This is a genomic window from Yoonia sp. KMU-150 (assembly GCF_056858355.1).
In genome coordinates this window covers 335606-349532 of sequence record NZ_JBXEQF010000001.1, presented here as the reverse complement: position 1 = coordinate 349532, position 13927 = coordinate 335606, and the positions used below count along the sequence as shown (strand labels likewise).

Here is a 13927-nt window from a genome sequence, read left to right as displayed (position 1 = left end):
CTATCCGTGCCAGGCCGCGACGGTTTTGAGGGTAGAGAAGCCATAAAGCGCCTCGAACCCTTTTTCGCGACCGTGGCCCGATTTCCCGACACCGCCGAAGGGTAGTTCGACACCCCCACCCGCGCCGTAGTTGTTGATAAAGACCTGGCCCGCTTTCAGGGCTTTCGCCAGCCGCATCTGCCGCCCGCCATCCGCTGTCCAGACCGCCGCGACAAGGCCATAGTCGGTGCTATTGGCGACCTGCAACGCCTCGGCCTCCGTCTCGAAGGGGATGAGCACCTGCACGGGGCCGAAGATTTCCTCTTGCGCCAGCGGGTGATCGGGCGGGACGTCGGCAAAGAGTGTCGGCGCGACATAGGCACCGTGTTCCGGGGCGGCGGCGTCGATCTGCCCTCTTGCCGCGACGGTAAGGTCCGCGCCCTGGTCCAGAAAAGCCGCCACGATGCCCTTTTGCCGGGCAGAGATCAGCGGGCCGAGGGTGTGATCGTCGAGCGCCGGGCCGACCGTCATCGCCGAGTAGGCCGCTGCCATACGGTCGCGTACCATGTCATAGACACCGCGCTGCACCAGAATGCGCGACGCGGCCGAGCAGGTCTGCCCCGCGTTCTGCACACCTGCATTCACCAGAAACGGCAGCGCGCGGTCGATGTCGGCATCGTCGAATACAAGTTGCGGAGACTTGCCGCCGAGTTCCAGCGTTACGGGAACCACATTCCTTGCAGCTGCCGCCTGGATCATCTCGCCGGTGCGGACCGATCCGGTAAAGGAGATATGCTGCAGGCCCGGATGCGCCGCAAGGGCCGCGCCCGCCTCCGCGCCGGTACCGTTCACGACATTCAGCGCGCCGGGCGGAAGGCCGGCTTCGGTCGCGATTGCCGCAAACGCCAGTGCGGTCAGGCAGGCCTCTTCCGCAGGTTTCAGCACGCAGGCGTTCCCCATCGCCAGCGCCGCACCGACCGAGCGGCCGATGATCTGCATCGGGTAGTTCCAAGGGATGATGTGACCCGTCACGCCGTGCGGCTCGCGCAGGGTATAGACGGTGTAGCCGTCCAGATAGGGGATCGTTTCGCCCATCACCTTATCGGCAGCCCCGCCGTAGAATTCCATGTAGCGGGCAAGTGCCACCGCGTCGGCGCGGGCCTGTGTCAGCGGTTTGCCGACATCCGCGGCCTCCAGCCGGGCGAGCGTTTCGACGTTGTCGAGTACACGCTGTCCGATGCGGGTCAGGATACGGCCACGCTCCAGCGCAGTCGTGCGGCCCCACGCACCGTCGCGGGCTGCCTGTGCGGCATGAACGGCAGCGTCGATGTCCTGCGTGTCACTTCCGGCGATGTCGCAAAGCGCCGTGCCGTCGGACGGGTTGATCAGTGGCAAGGTCCGGCCTGTCTGCGGTGGCAGCCACTGGCCGCCGATCAGGTTGTGTGACGGGTCGATACCGAAAGCCTCAAGACACATGCGCGGCAGTCCTTTCCAGATTTGGCAGACGCGGTGCGACGGCAAGAAGGGTCTGCGTGTAGGGGTGTTGCGGATCGGCGAAAACAGTCTCTGTTTCGCCCTGTTCCACGATTTTCCCGGCCTGCATGACGAGAACGCGATCGGTCACCGTGCGCACCACCGACAGATCGTGGCTGATGAACAGATAGGACAACGGACGGTCACGGCAGAGGTCGGCGAGCAGATCGAGCACCTGCGCCCGCACGGAAACGTCGAGTGCCGAAACGGCCTCGTCAAAGACGATAAGATCGGGCGAGGTGATCAGCGCGCGCGCGATGGCGATGCGCTGCCGCTGTCCGCCCGAAAATTCGTGAATGTACTTCTTTGCATCCGCAGCCTTCAGACCCACGTCGGTCAGGGCCTTTGCAATCGCGGTCGCGCGCGCGGCGCCCTTGGGCGGGTGATCCATAAGGTGAAACGGTTCGGTGATCAGGCGGTCGACGCGGTGCCGGGGGTTGAAAGAGCCGAAGGGGTCCTGAAACACGACCTGCATCTTGCGGCGGACCACGGTGTTGGGTCGCTTGCCCGCGTCAACCGGCATGCCATCCAGCGTGATCTGACCCGCCTGGACGGGCTCAAGACCCAGAATGGCCCGCGTCAGAGTCGATTTTCCGCAGCCGGACTCGCCCACGAGGCCGAGCCGCTCGCCACGCTGCAGATCGAAACTCACGTGATCCACGGCGCGGAAGTGACGTGCGGCGGTAAACGGCATGCGCGGGAGGGCGTAGTCTCGCACCACGTCGCGGACCGACAGCAAAGGCGCGGGCGGAGGCGGCTTTGGCAGATCGACCCGATGACCGGAAGCGGCGAACAATGCTTTCGTGTATGGGTGCTGCATGTTGTGGAGCAGATGCGTTGTCGCCCCCTGTTCGACAAGGCGCCCGTGCTGCATCACGACGATGCGGTCCGCAAACTGGCTGACGACGGCAAGGTCGTGGGTGATCATGACCAGACCCATCCCGAATTCGTCGACCAGACCCTTCAGCAGGTCCAGGATCGTCGCCTGCGTCGTCACATCGAGGGCGGTCGTCGGCTCGTCCGCGATCAACAGCCTGGGGCGCAGGGCGATGGCGGTCGCGATGACGACACGCTGTCGCTGGCCCCCCGACAGCTCGTGCGGGTAACGCCCGAGCGGGAAGCGATCATTGGGCAGGCCGACACGTTCGAGCGTCTCGGCGGCCCGGAGCAGAGCCTGCTTCCGCGAGCCGCCCTCATGCACCAGAATGGCCTCTGCTACTTGGTCGCCGATGGTCTGGACCGGATTGAGTGCGGTCATCGGCTCCTGAAACACCATGCCCATGTCGTTGCCGCGCATCCTGCAAAGCTCCGGTTCCGGTGTGGCGGTGACATCGACGCCGTCGAGCATGATGCGGCCGTTCGTATTCGCGCCACGCGGCAAAAGACCCATGATCGCGAGCGCGGTCATCGACTTGCCCGATCCGCTTTCGCCGGTCACCGCGACGATCTCGCCCGCGGCGACGTCGAAGCTCACGTCGTGCAAAATCGGGATATCGTGAATCCCCAGCGATAGACCCTGTATCGACAGTAGCGTCATACCCGCGCCACCCGCATTCTGGGATCGAGCCAATCGCGCAGGCCGTCGCCCATCAGGTTCAGCCCCAGCACCATCAGGACGATCGCCATGCCGGGAACCAGGGCCGTGTGCGGCGCGAAGCTGACGAGTGTCTGGGCATCGGCCAGCATTCGCCCCCAGCTTGCCGTGGGGGGCTGTGCGCCAAGGCCAATGTAGGACAACGCGGCCTCTGCCAAGATGCCCAGGCTGAACTGGATCGTGCCCTGCACGATCATCAGGTTGGTGATGTTGGGCAGTATATGTTCGAACGAAATACGGAAGGCGGATTTGCCCGACACGCGCGCGGCAAGGATGAAATCACGCTCCCACAGCGACAGCGCGGCAGAGCGGGTGAGGCGCGCGAAAACGGGGATGTTGAAAATCCCGATCGCGATGATCGCGTTGACGGCGGATGCACCGAATACCGCTGTAATCAGGATCGCGATGACGAGCGACGGGAAGGCGAAGATCAGATCGTTGCCCCGCATGATCACCTCGTCGAGCAAGGATCCGCGCCGCGCCGCCGCCCAAAGGCCGAGCGGAATGCCAAGCCCCATACCGATGCCGACCGCGACAAGTGCGACGGCGATTGAGGTGCGCGCGCCCATCATGATCATCGACGTGATGTCGCGCCCGAAATGGTCAGTGCCGAGCCAGTTGCGGGTATCCGGCGGGTGCAGTTTATTGGGGATATCCAGCGCGTTGATGTCATAGGGTGTCCACGCGAATGACAGCAGCGCGAGTGCCACAAAGGTCAGCGTCAGACACGCACCGAAGATCAATCCGCGCCTCATGTCCTCGTCCTCAATCTCGGGTCGACGGCGGCATAGGCCAGATCGACAGCGAAGTTCACGACGATCACCATAAAGACCAGCAGCATGACGACGCTTTCCACGACGATCAGGTCACGCGCGCTGATCGACTGGAAAATCAGCCGACCCAGCCCTGGCAGGAAAAACACCTGTTCGATGACGATGCCACCGGCCAGCAGGAACGAAAACTGCAACCCGATAATCGTCAGCACCGGGATCAGCGCGTTGCGCACCGCATGTTTCCAAAGCGCCTGCCTCCGGGTCAGGCCCTTGGCCCGCGCGGTGCGCATGAAATCCTCGCCCAGCATGTCGAGCAGCGACGACCGCATGACCCGCGCCAGAATCGCGGCCTGCGGCAGGGCGAGGGCGATGGCCGGAAGGGTCAGCGCCTTGATGCCATTCAGGACGCCGTTGTCCCATCCGGGAAAGCCCCCGGCGCTGAACCAACGCAGTTTGATCGCAAAGATGCCGACCATGATCATCGCGAACCAGAAATTCGGGATCGCAACGCCCAGTTGTGTCGCGCCCATGATCGTCACGTCACCCGCACTCCCCCGGCGCGACGCGGCATATATACCTGCCGGAAACGCGATCAGGGTCGACAGGAACAGCGCATAGATCGCCAGCGGCAGCGAGACCCAGACCCGATCCGCCACGATTTCGGCGATCGGCGCGCGGTAGGTATATGAGGTGCCAAAATCACCGCGCAACATCCCGGTCACCCAGGTGAAATAGCGTTCGATCTTGCTGACATCGAGGCCCAGTTCCGCCCGCAGCGCCGCGACCGTATCGGGCCGCGCGTTCACACCAAGCATAAAGGCCGCCGGGTCGCCCGGCACGATCTCGATCACGACAAAGATGACGATGCTTGCCACGAAAAGGCTGACGACCAGCGACAGGAGGCGGGAGAGCACGTAGCGCAGCATCAGCTTTCCAAGGCCTTTGCGAAGGTCAGTTCGCCCGCGGGCTCCGGCCCTTTGAAACGACTATACTGCACCAGTCCCGGCGAAAGGTCGCGGTAGGTCAGTGCCGGGCGGGAAGTAAAACCCATTGGCCCGTAGACCTTGGGATCACCGATCAGCGCGATACCCTGCGCGCCCTTTTTTTGCAGTATACGAAGCCCCTCGGCGACGAGGGATGAACCGATACCCAGTCGTTGCCGGGCGATTGCAACGGCAATGGGACCAAGGCCGAACCAGTGTCTGACGTTGGGGATTTGAACCGGGGAAAACGCGACATGACCGACGAGGACGCCCTCCTCTTCGACCACCAGCGACAGGGACAGATCGCCCGCGTCGCGTAGCTGCCCGATGATCGCTGCCTCTGTCCCGTCAGAGAACGCCATCGGTGCAAAGGCTGCGGCGGTCAGATCGTGGATCGGCTGTGCATCATCAGGGCGTTCCGGTCGGATCAGCATGGCTTGCGCCACTGTATCAATCGTGTATCAATCGGCGTGTTCTCAGGGCGGGGTGAAATTCCCCACCGGCGGTATGTGGCGACACGAGCCCGCGAGCGCCTTCCGGTGGAAGGGTCGAGCAGATCAGGTGCGACGCCTGGGCTGACAGTGAAAGTCTGGATGAAAGAGACCGCGCGGCGGCGCCCCGAATGCGGTGGGCAACCGCGTGTGATGCCTTGGGTGACGTGTCGTTTGCAAACCAAGGAGATCATCAATGACACCACCCCGTTTTGCCTTCATCAGGGCCCGCTGGCACGCCGAAATCGTTGATCAGGCGCTGGCGGGGTTTCAGGAAATCGCCCCCGTCGACGACACCTTCGATGTGCCCGGCGCTTTTGAATTGCCGCTGCTGGCCCAGCGTCTGGCGCCCGATTATGACGCCATCATCTGCGCCGCGCTGGTCGTGGACGGCGGCATCTACCGGCACGATTTTGTCGCCGGGAGCGTCGTGCAGGGTCTGATGAATGTCGGTCTGACCACCGGCACGCCCATCCTGTCGGTCGTCCTCACGCCACATCATTTTCAAGAGACCGACCACCATATCAGTGTCTATTCCGGCCATTTTCGTATCAAGGGGCGCGAAGCGGCCGAAGCGGCGCTGGCCATCATAGAGACCCACGCGACGCTCTGAAAAGGTTGCCCCGGCAAAACCGGTCTGCCGGGGCATGTCGTTCACTCGGCCCAGCTGACCATTGTGAGATCAACAGCCGCTGTCGGCTGGTTCTCCCACAGACCCTGCACGCCCGCCTTGGCGACCGTCGGGTAAGCCAGTTCGAACAGATATCCGTTGACATAGTCCTCCGAGATGATGGTCTGCGCCTGCGCCAGAAGGTCCGAGCGCGCGGCCGGATCAGCCGTCGCCTCAAGATCTGTCATCAGGGCCTGAAACTCGGGATTGTCATACTGGAAATAGTAGTCGGGGTTGGCATAAATCCCGATGTCCATCGGTTCGGTATGGCTGACGATCGACAGGCCGAAGTCCTTGTTGGTGAACACTTCCTCGATCCACTGCGCCCATTCGATGTTGCTGATTTCCGCTTCGATCCCGACCTCGCGCAGCTGTGCCGCGATGATCTCGCCACCGCGCCGGGCATAGGACGGTGGTGGCAGTTTCAACGTGGTGGTGAAACCATCGGCAAAACCGGCCTCGGCCAGCAATTCCCGCGCGCGGTCGGGATCGTAGGGTGAATTATCCAGCAGATCGACGTAGTCGGGATTGTGCGGCGCGAAATGCGTGCCGATGGGGGTGCCATAGCCGAACATCGCGCCGTCGATAATCGCCTGACGGTCAATCGCATGGGCAACGGCCTGACGGACCAGTACGTTGTCGAATGGCGGCATCTTGTTGTTGGTGGACAGGATCGTCTCGCCTTCGGTATTACCGACGAGCACCTGGAAGCGTGGATCGGCTTCGAATTGCGGCAGGTTTTCAGGTGCAGGAAAGCCCGCAAAGACATCCACGTCTTCGGCCATCACCGCGGCGAAGGCTGCGGTCGGATCGCTGATGAACCGGAACGTCGCGGATTCCAGCGCCGGGGCGTCGCCCCAATAGGTATCGTTGCGCACCATTTCGAGGCGGTCGCCCTGCACCCAGTCTGAGAACATGAACGCGCCCGTACCGATCGGGTTGGTCGCGTTGCTGTCAGCCGTTTCGGGTGCCACGATCACGGCATCGCCCCACGCCATATTGAACAGAAACGACCCGTTCGGCTGTTCCAGCGTGACCTTGACGGTCGTCGGGTCGACGACCGTGACATCGGTGATGCCCGCGAAAAGCCCTTTTTGGGCGTTCACGCTGTCCTCGGCCCGGGCTCGGTCGAGCGAAAATTTCACATCTTCGGCGTCCATGGTCGAGCCATCGTGAAAGGTCACGCCGTCGCGCAGCATGAATGTGTATTCCGTCCCGTCCTCGGAAATCTCCCAGCTTTCGGCAAGGCCCGCGACGACGGAGCCGTCACCCATAAAGCGGGTCAGCCCCTCGAACACATTCGAATAAAGCACTGAGTCGATCGCCTGCGCGGCACCTGCCGTCGGGTCCAGGTTCGGCGGCTCCAACTGGATGGCGACGGTGATGCTGTGGTTTTCCGCAGCCGCCATCCCGGCACAGAGCGCCAGCGCGCTGGAGGCGATAAGCCGCGTCGTGAATTTATGCATGTCGTTTCTCCCTATTTGCGGTCAGTCGGCGGGCAGCAGCAGGTCTGCCAGGCTCCGCGCCATGACCGCGACACTGTCCATCATATCATCAACGCCGACATATTCATCAGGCTTATGCGCCAGTTCCAATATGCCGGGGCCATAGGCCACGCAGTTTTTCAGTTTCCCGATGCGGTCGATATGTTTCTGGTCGTAGGTGCCGGGTGAAGCGACGAACTTTGCGGTCCTGCCCATGACCTGTTCGATCTGCGCCGCCACCGTCGCCGCCACCGGCGCATTCCGATCGGTCATGGATGGCAGGACGCTGTTCAACTCGCGCATTTCATAGTCGAAGCGCGGCCTGTCCGCCTTGAGGCGTTCGAGGATCCCCGCCACCTCATCCCGTACCTGGTCGAGCGGTTCCTCGACAAGGAACCGGCGGTCGATCACGATCCGGCAACTGTCGGGAACACAATGCGCCGGCAGGCCGGTGAAGTCATCGTCCTGTTCCTTTTGGCCGCCATGGATTGAATTGATGTTCATCGTCGATTGCCGCGCGCCTTCTGGAACGACGGGCATGTCGGTGCGGCGGGACGCCATGGCCGGAAACAACTCGCTTTCGAATTTGTCGAGCACGGCCCCCATGTGGCGCACCGCGCAATCTCCCAGAAACGGCATGGACCCGTGCGCGATTTCGCCGAACGTCTCGATCTCGGCCCACCAGCCGCCGCGATGCCCCAAGCAGACGCGATCCTTGTTCAGCGGTTCGGGGATAATGACGTGCTGCACGCGGTCGGGGCTGAAAAAACCCTGTTCGGCGAGATAGGCGACACCGCCGTAGCCACCCGATTCTTCATCGGCCGTACCGGAAATTTCGATCGCGCCGTGAAAATCGGGAAAGCAGGCGAGAAACGCCTCGGCAGCGATGATGCTGGCGGCCAGACCGCCTTTCATGTCGCAGGAGCCGCGCCCGTAGATTTTCCCGTCGATCAGCGCACCGCCGAAGGGGTCGGTCGTCCATCCCTTGCCAACCTCGACCACATCGGTGTGGCTGTTGAAGTGCACGCAATCGCCGCTGTGCGCGCCCTCGCGCCGCGCGACGATGTTCCAGCGGGGATAACGCTCGCTGTCGCCCGGGGTCCCTTCCGCCCGCACCAATTGCGTTTCGAATCCGGCGGTCCGCAACCGGGTGTCGAGGTAGTCGCAAATGGCCCGGTAATTCTCGCCCGGTGGGTTCAGTGTCGGTATTCTGATCAGGTCCTGGGTCAGCGCAACAAGCGCATCACGCCGGTCCGCGATGGCGGCCATCAGCGGTGCAAGGCGCGCTTCGTCATGCCGTGAGACAGATTTGCCCATGGCATCAGTATGACATCGAAATATACGGTATCAATACCGTATTATTACGGTATCATCCGACCATGACGGACACAGCCGACCTAATCGCGACAGCGTTCGACGCTGCCCCTATCGGGATCGTCATGACCCGCAAGCGGGTGATCGCGACCTTCAATCGCACCTTTGCCCGGATGCTTGGATATCGCCCCGCAGCATTGGCGGGGCAGTCTTTCAGGCTGTTCTATGGCACAGATGCCGAATTCCATAATATTCGGGATATCGGGCTGTCGGTTCTTCATGCCGGTGGGCAGTACACCGATGAGCGTTTGCTGCGGCACCGCGCGGGGCACACGATCTGGTGCCGGTTCCGGGCGGTGACGCTGACGCCCGCCGCGCCTCTCGATCATCTGGTCATGAGCGTGGCGCAGATACCGGATGCAACCCAGCCACCGACCCTGACACGGCGCGAACGGCAGGTGCTGGGTTTGATGAACAGGCATTTGACCAGCAAGGAAATCGCGCGGGAACTGGGTATTTCACCGCGCACTGTCGACGACGTGCGTGGGCGACTCATCAAACGATTTGGGGTCAGGCGGGCCACGGACCTGCTCGGGCGTATCGCGCAGCCGAAAGGATGATCCGGGGTCTGCGCGATGATCTGAGCCGCGCGCAAGTCGCCTGCGACCGGTCAAATCCTGAAGTCAGGGCGCGGCACGCAGCGCGGTGACCTCCGCCGCCGAAACCGTCTGCCCGTCTGCGAGGACAAGCACGACGCCATCCGGCATCTTGCGTACCTCGGTCACCATGGCAAAGACGGTCGCCTGCTGTTCGGAAAGCACCGCCGCGTCGGCATAGCTGACGGTGTGAAAGCTGTAACTGCCCGGCGGCATCGGCGCGCCATCCTGACCAACGCCGGCCCACTCCACAGGCCCCGATGTCGGTGCAATGTCGATTCGCTGCACTTCCGTCCCGTTGGCATCGCGCACGACAATCTCTGCGCGCGTGGCTTCTGCCGCGACCACAGGCACAATACTGACGGGGCTGCCGGTAAATGATGCTGCCGCAGGCGCGCGCACTTCTTTGCCGACCCAGCCCGAAAGCTCGGACAGGCCGCCCGCGCGCAGTGCAAGGGCGAGATCACGAAGCAGATCGTTGGTCTGCACCTGCTGTTCCACCCCCGAAAACGTGGCAAGCTGAACCGCATAATCCGAGGACTCGATCGGGTTCAACGGGTCCTGGTTCTGCATCTGGACGGTCAGCATGCGCAGGAACGTATCGAAATCGGAGCTGATCGTGCTGCCGGTCGGCGCATTTGTGGCCCCCGGCGTTTGCAAAGCAGGCGGTGATTGGGCAATTTCCATGCAGGTCCCCTAAAGTCGAAGATCGAGGGCAGTCGATCCATTTTGATTGGCGCCTATGTCCGGTTCGTCGTCTTCGATCGGTCCGGTTTCCACTCCAACCTCTTCGAATGCGGCATTGGCCTGTGATCCGACGGATGTTCCACCGCGATCGCCACCGTCGGTGAAGCTGAAGGCCAGCGTGCCGTAACCGAGCGCGCGCAGTTCCTGACTGAGGATATCAAGATGCCGACGCATCAGCTCGGACGTTTCCGGGCGTTCCGCCATGATCGAGAGCGTCAAGTGACCATCGGTCCCGGTCAATTGCATCCGCACGCGGCCCAGTTCTTCGGGGCGCAGGGTAATTTCCGTCACCTGATCCTGCAGCGGAGTGATCGCGACCGCCACCTGCCGCGAGATGTCGCGCGGACCCGATGGCGGGTTTGCAGACGAATTCGGCATCTGCGCCGATGAAACCCTATCAAAGCCCTGAGTGCCGACCGCCCCGTTCGCGATCTCGTCACCGGTGGGCAAAGCGCGGCCAACCTCGTCGTTCAATTGCTGTGCCAGCGGTGCAGGCTTCGGCGTTTGAACCGAGAAGACGGATTGCGGCGCGACAATCGGCGGCGCGGGTGAAACGACTGCCGTCCCTGTCGCAATGCGTTCGATTGCCACCGGACTGCCTAATTCGACGACTTCAACACTTGCGGGCAAAGGCGCGGGCATAGTGGCAGTGCTGCCTATCGGTGGCAGCGGTGCAGGCACGGGCTGAAACTGCGGGCCATGATGCTGCGCCGCCGTTTCGGGCGTGGACCGCGCCGGGAAACGCGGGCGAAGCGGTTCCGATACAACCGCATTCTCAGCTTGGCGCGGCGTCAGTCCCGGGTACTGTGTCCGGAGATCCCGCAGGTGATGCGTGCTTGATTGCATCGCCGCTTTGTCGACATCTGTCATGCCGACAACCGCCCCGGGCGCGGGTTGAGGGCCGCGCATCGGATCGACTGATGACGCCGGCGTTTCCTTTGGCGAAGGCATCGGCTGGATTGAGGCCATGCGCCACGGATGGGCTTGTAGCTGTGGCACATGCTGCGCAATTTCTGCGCGCGATGGCGTATCAGTGGCCGGGTGATGTCCATGATCGAACTGGGCTTCGGAAATCCCCGTGCCTTGCGATGGCGCGTCAGTCAATCCGCGTCCTGAATGAGAATGGTGTTTGTCATTTTGCTGTGTCGCGGTCTCTGAAACACCGGTCCCGGCACGCTTCGAACCGGAATCATTGCTTTGTGCCGCCAGTATCCCGACAATCGACACGGGATCGTCCGACACTGCGAAATCAACGTCATCGGCATCTTTGTTCGGTGTGGTTGATTCTTCAGGGTGATCCTCTGGCGTGTCGATTTTGCCACTGTCCAATTCCACATCGTCGGGCGTGACTGCATCGTCCTGTTGCGCGACCAGCAGGCTGAACATAGCAGCCCCGTTCGGCGTTACTTGGCTGGCCGTCCCGCCGTGCAGCGGACCGGCGATTGGATCGCCGACAATCAGTGGCGCAAAGTGCATGGGACGGCTCCGGTCACGGGTCTTTTCGCGGCCACCCTCGCGCAAATTGCTTACCGAATGTTTACCGCTGGCACCGATAAGGGCCGAACCCGACCCTGCCGGAGAAAACGATGCGACCCATCCCCGTTCCACCCCGCCCCGCCCCGGTGCCGATGCTTGCCGACAGCGACCGTGCCCTGCGCGCGGCAGCGGTGCAACTTGAAGCGGCCTTTCTGTCGGAGATGCTCAAGTCAGCCGGATTCGGTACGGCAAGGGGCGCGTTTGGGGGTGGGATCGGCGAAGAGCAGTTTTCGTCGTTCCTGCGTAAAGAACAGGCCCGGACCCTCGCGCAACACGGCGGTATCGGCCTTGCCGAGGCGCTGTTCGAAGCCATGAAAGCGCGGCAGGATGGGTAACGCCGACATTTCATGCCTGTCCGATATCCTGTCGCAGGAACGACAGGCGCTGCTTGCTGGGCGACTTGACGATGTGCTGGCGTTCGGTGACGCAAAACAAGCTGCACTTGATCGGATCGCGCCTCTGACGAAGGAAGCAAAGGCGCTTTCCGGTGTCATGTCCGAGCTTGAGGAGAATCAGGCTTTGCTCGCTGCGGCAATCCGCGGAATCGCCGGCGCGCGGCAGCGGCTTGCCGATCTCGCGCGCGTCCGGAACGAACTGTCGGTCTACACGCCGGATGGACGCCTGACGACAAGGGCCGTGGGGCGCAAGGGGTTGGACAGCAAGGCCTAGGCTTTCGCAAGCAAGAGACTTATTTTCCTCCGCCGCGATTAAGACCCCCTTCACTTCCTGAACCCATAAGGGACGCACGCCAGAACGGTTCGATTGATTCGATGGTTGATCGCCCTGTCAGAATGACGGTCCAAACCGGCCTCCGCTTCGGGGGCCATGCCAAGAAACCGACGCAAAAGCGTTTCCCATGAAGGACCATGAAATATGTCCAGTATTCTGACCAACAACAGCGCGATGGTCGCGCTGCAGACCCTGAAATCCATCAACAACGATCTGTCGAAAACGCAATCCATGATCTCGACCGGCAAGGCGGTCGGCAGCGCCAAGGACAACGCGGCTGTCTGGGCCATTTCCAAGGTGATGGAGTCCGACGTGAAGGGCTTCAAGGCTATTTCGGAAAGCCTGTCCCTAGGTGAGTCCACCGTGGCGGTGGCCCGCAATGGTGCGGAAAAAATTACCGATCTGCTGAATGATATCAAAGGCAAGATCATCGCCGCGAACGAGGAAAACTTCGACGCGGAAACGCTTCAGACCGATTTGTCCGCACTGCGCGACCAGATCACGAGCATTACCGGTGCTGCCCAGTTCAATGGGCTGAACCTACTGTCGAACACCGAAACCGGTGCCAGCCTTGCCGCAATTCTTGGCAACAAGGGTTCGGGCAGTGTGAGCATTCTGTCGTCGCTGGATCGGGCGGCGGACCAGACGGTATCCTCCTCCTCGATCAGTGCCGGCAAGCAGGATCTTGGACTGGGTGTCGGAACTGTCGGCACGGGAACGGACATCACGGCGGCAACCGCCCTGTCCGGGGCCGGCGCGATCGCCGACGGTGCCGTCGGCACACTGACGGTCGCGGGCGATTCGGGTCTTGCAGCGCGCGATGGCAACGCCGTGCTGGCCGGGGACAGTTACAGCATCACGGGCGCACCGTTCGGCCTGTCGGCCAATGTGACATATGTCGCGCGAGACGGCGATACCGTCACGGACATCGCCAAGGCGCTCGAAGCGTCATTCCAGTACCAGATCAAGGCGGATGGCGTGACAGGACTGGAAGTGTCGCGCAGCGGTGCAGCGATTTCCATCGCCAACGACACGGGCGCATCGATCACCTCTGCCATCGCCGTCACGACGGAAGGCACGGTCGGCGGCGGGCTGGAGTTGCTGGGCAAGGTCGACGTATCGACGCTGGACGGGGCGAAGGCATCTTTGAGCGCCTTTGAAAGCCTGATTTCGAAATCGATCGACGCGGCCGCGGCCTTTGGCTCGGTCGAGGGGCGGATTTCGATCCAGAATGACTTCGTCAGTTCGTTGTCCGACAGTCTGAAGTCGGGGATCGGTGCACTGGTCGATGCCAACATGGAAGAGGCGTCCGCACGGCTCCAGGCCCTGCAGGTGCAACAGCAGTTGGGCGTGCAATCACTGTCGATTGCCAATCAGGCGCCGCAATCGATCCTTTCGCTTTTCCGGTAAACGAGTTTCCGGGGGCACCAACAGGCCC

Annotated in this window: 14 protein-coding genes and 1 riboswitch; of the genes, 5 read left to right on the top strand and 9 right to left on the bottom strand. The window is 62.3% G+C overall.

Annotated elements, in window-relative coordinates; translation table 11 throughout:
* Genes AC04PH_RS01735 through AC04PH_RS01715 form a run of 5 tightly spaced genes read right to left on the bottom strand, consistent with a single transcriptional unit; the run spans window position 1 to window position 5296 of the window.
* A complete protein-coding gene (locus AC04PH_RS01735; RefSeq protein ID WP_483064017.1) occupies window positions 1–1455 on the bottom strand; it encodes an aldehyde dehydrogenase family protein in 1455 nt (484 codons plus the stop codon).
* Window positions 1445–3049 (bottom strand): ABC transporter ATP-binding protein, encoded by a 1605-nt coding sequence (locus AC04PH_RS01730; protein ID WP_483066129.1) that lies wholly within the window; start codon window positions 3047–3049, stop codon window positions 1445–1447. The genes AC04PH_RS01735 and AC04PH_RS01730 overlap by 11 nt, the downstream gene beginning before the upstream one ends.
* The gene (locus AC04PH_RS01725; RefSeq protein WP_483064016.1) at window positions 3046–3861 is read right to left on the bottom strand and encodes an ABC transporter permease; all 816 of its coding nucleotides are present in this window, start codon (window positions 3859–3861) and stop codon (window positions 3046–3048) included. Before AC04PH_RS01725 ends, AC04PH_RS01730 begins: the two co-directional genes overlap by 4 nt.
* On the bottom strand, window positions 3858–4805 hold the full coding sequence (locus AC04PH_RS01720; RefSeq protein ID WP_483064015.1) for an ABC transporter permease: 948 nt from the start codon (window positions 4803–4805) through the stop codon (window positions 3858–3860). The genes AC04PH_RS01725 and AC04PH_RS01720 overlap by 4 nt, the downstream gene beginning before the upstream one ends.
* Window positions 4805–5296 carry a GNAT family N-acetyltransferase gene (locus AC04PH_RS01715; RefSeq protein WP_483064014.1) on the bottom strand — a complete coding sequence of 164 codons (492 nt, stop codon included), beginning with the start codon at window positions 5294–5296 and terminating at the stop codon, window positions 4805–4807. The genes AC04PH_RS01720 and AC04PH_RS01715 overlap by 1 nt, the downstream gene beginning before the upstream one ends.
* 34 nt (window positions 5297–5330) lie before the next feature.
* Window positions 5331–5471, top strand: a riboswitch (FMN riboswitch).
* Between the two features lie 78 nt (window positions 5472–5549).
* Here AC04PH_RS01715 and AC04PH_RS01710 point away from each other — a divergent pair.
* Window positions 5550–5966 (top strand): 6,7-dimethyl-8-ribityllumazine synthase, encoded by a 417-nt coding sequence (locus AC04PH_RS01710; RefSeq protein WP_483064013.1) that lies wholly within the window; start codon window positions 5550–5552, stop codon window positions 5964–5966.
* 41 nt (window positions 5967–6007) lie between these two features.
* Here AC04PH_RS01710 and AC04PH_RS01705 read toward each other — a convergent pair whose 3' ends face one another.
* The gene (locus tag AC04PH_RS01705) at window positions 6008–7489 is read right to left on the bottom strand and encodes an ABC transporter substrate-binding protein (RefSeq protein ID WP_483064012.1); all 1482 of its coding nucleotides are present in this window, start codon (window positions 7487–7489) and stop codon (window positions 6008–6010) included.
* Between the two features lie 21 nt (window positions 7490–7510).
* Window positions 7511–8824, bottom strand: coding sequence for an acetylornithine deacetylase/succinyl-diaminopimelate desuccinylase family protein (locus AC04PH_RS01700; protein WP_483064011.1), 1314 nt, complete (start codon window positions 8822–8824; stop codon window positions 7511–7513).
* A 62-nt stretch (window positions 8825–8886) separates the two neighbouring features.
* On the opposite strand from AC04PH_RS01700, the gene AC04PH_RS01695 reads away from it, so the two are divergent.
* Window positions 8887–9441: a LuxR C-terminal-related transcriptional regulator gene (locus tag AC04PH_RS01695; RefSeq protein WP_483064010.1), complete on the top strand. Its 555-nt coding sequence runs from the start codon at window positions 8887–8889 to the stop codon at window positions 9439–9441.
* Window positions 9442–9504: 63 nt separating this feature from the next.
* Here AC04PH_RS01695 and AC04PH_RS01690 read toward each other — a convergent pair whose 3' ends face one another.
* Window positions 9505–10164, bottom strand: a complete 660-nt coding sequence (locus AC04PH_RS01690; protein WP_483064009.1) for a flagellar hook capping FlgD N-terminal domain-containing protein — start codon at window positions 10162–10164, stop codon at window positions 9505–9507.
* 9 nt (window positions 10165–10173) lie between these two features.
* Window positions 10174–11700: a flagellar hook-length control protein FliK gene (locus tag AC04PH_RS01685; protein WP_483064008.1), complete on the bottom strand. Its 1527-nt coding sequence runs from the start codon at window positions 11698–11700 to the stop codon at window positions 10174–10176.
* 110 nt (window positions 11701–11810) lie between these two features.
* Between AC04PH_RS01685 and AC04PH_RS01680 the strand changes: the two genes are divergently transcribed.
* The 3 genes from AC04PH_RS01680 (at window position 11811) to AC04PH_RS01670 (ending at window position 13899) form a co-directional block, all read left to right on the top strand.
* Window positions 11811–12095 (top strand): rod-binding protein, encoded by a 285-nt coding sequence (locus AC04PH_RS01680; RefSeq protein WP_483064007.1) that lies wholly within the window; start codon window positions 11811–11813, stop codon window positions 12093–12095.
* A complete protein-coding gene (locus AC04PH_RS01675) occupies window positions 12088–12429 on the top strand; it encodes a hypothetical protein (protein ID WP_483064006.1) in 342 nt (113 codons plus the stop codon). The genes AC04PH_RS01680 and AC04PH_RS01675 overlap by 8 nt, the downstream gene beginning before the upstream one ends.
* A gap of 204 nt (window positions 12430–12633) precedes the next feature.
* A complete protein-coding gene (locus tag AC04PH_RS01670) occupies window positions 12634–13899 on the top strand; it encodes a flagellin N-terminal helical domain-containing protein (RefSeq protein ID WP_483064005.1) in 1266 nt (421 codons plus the stop codon).
* Window positions 13900–13927: the final 28 nt, after the last annotated feature.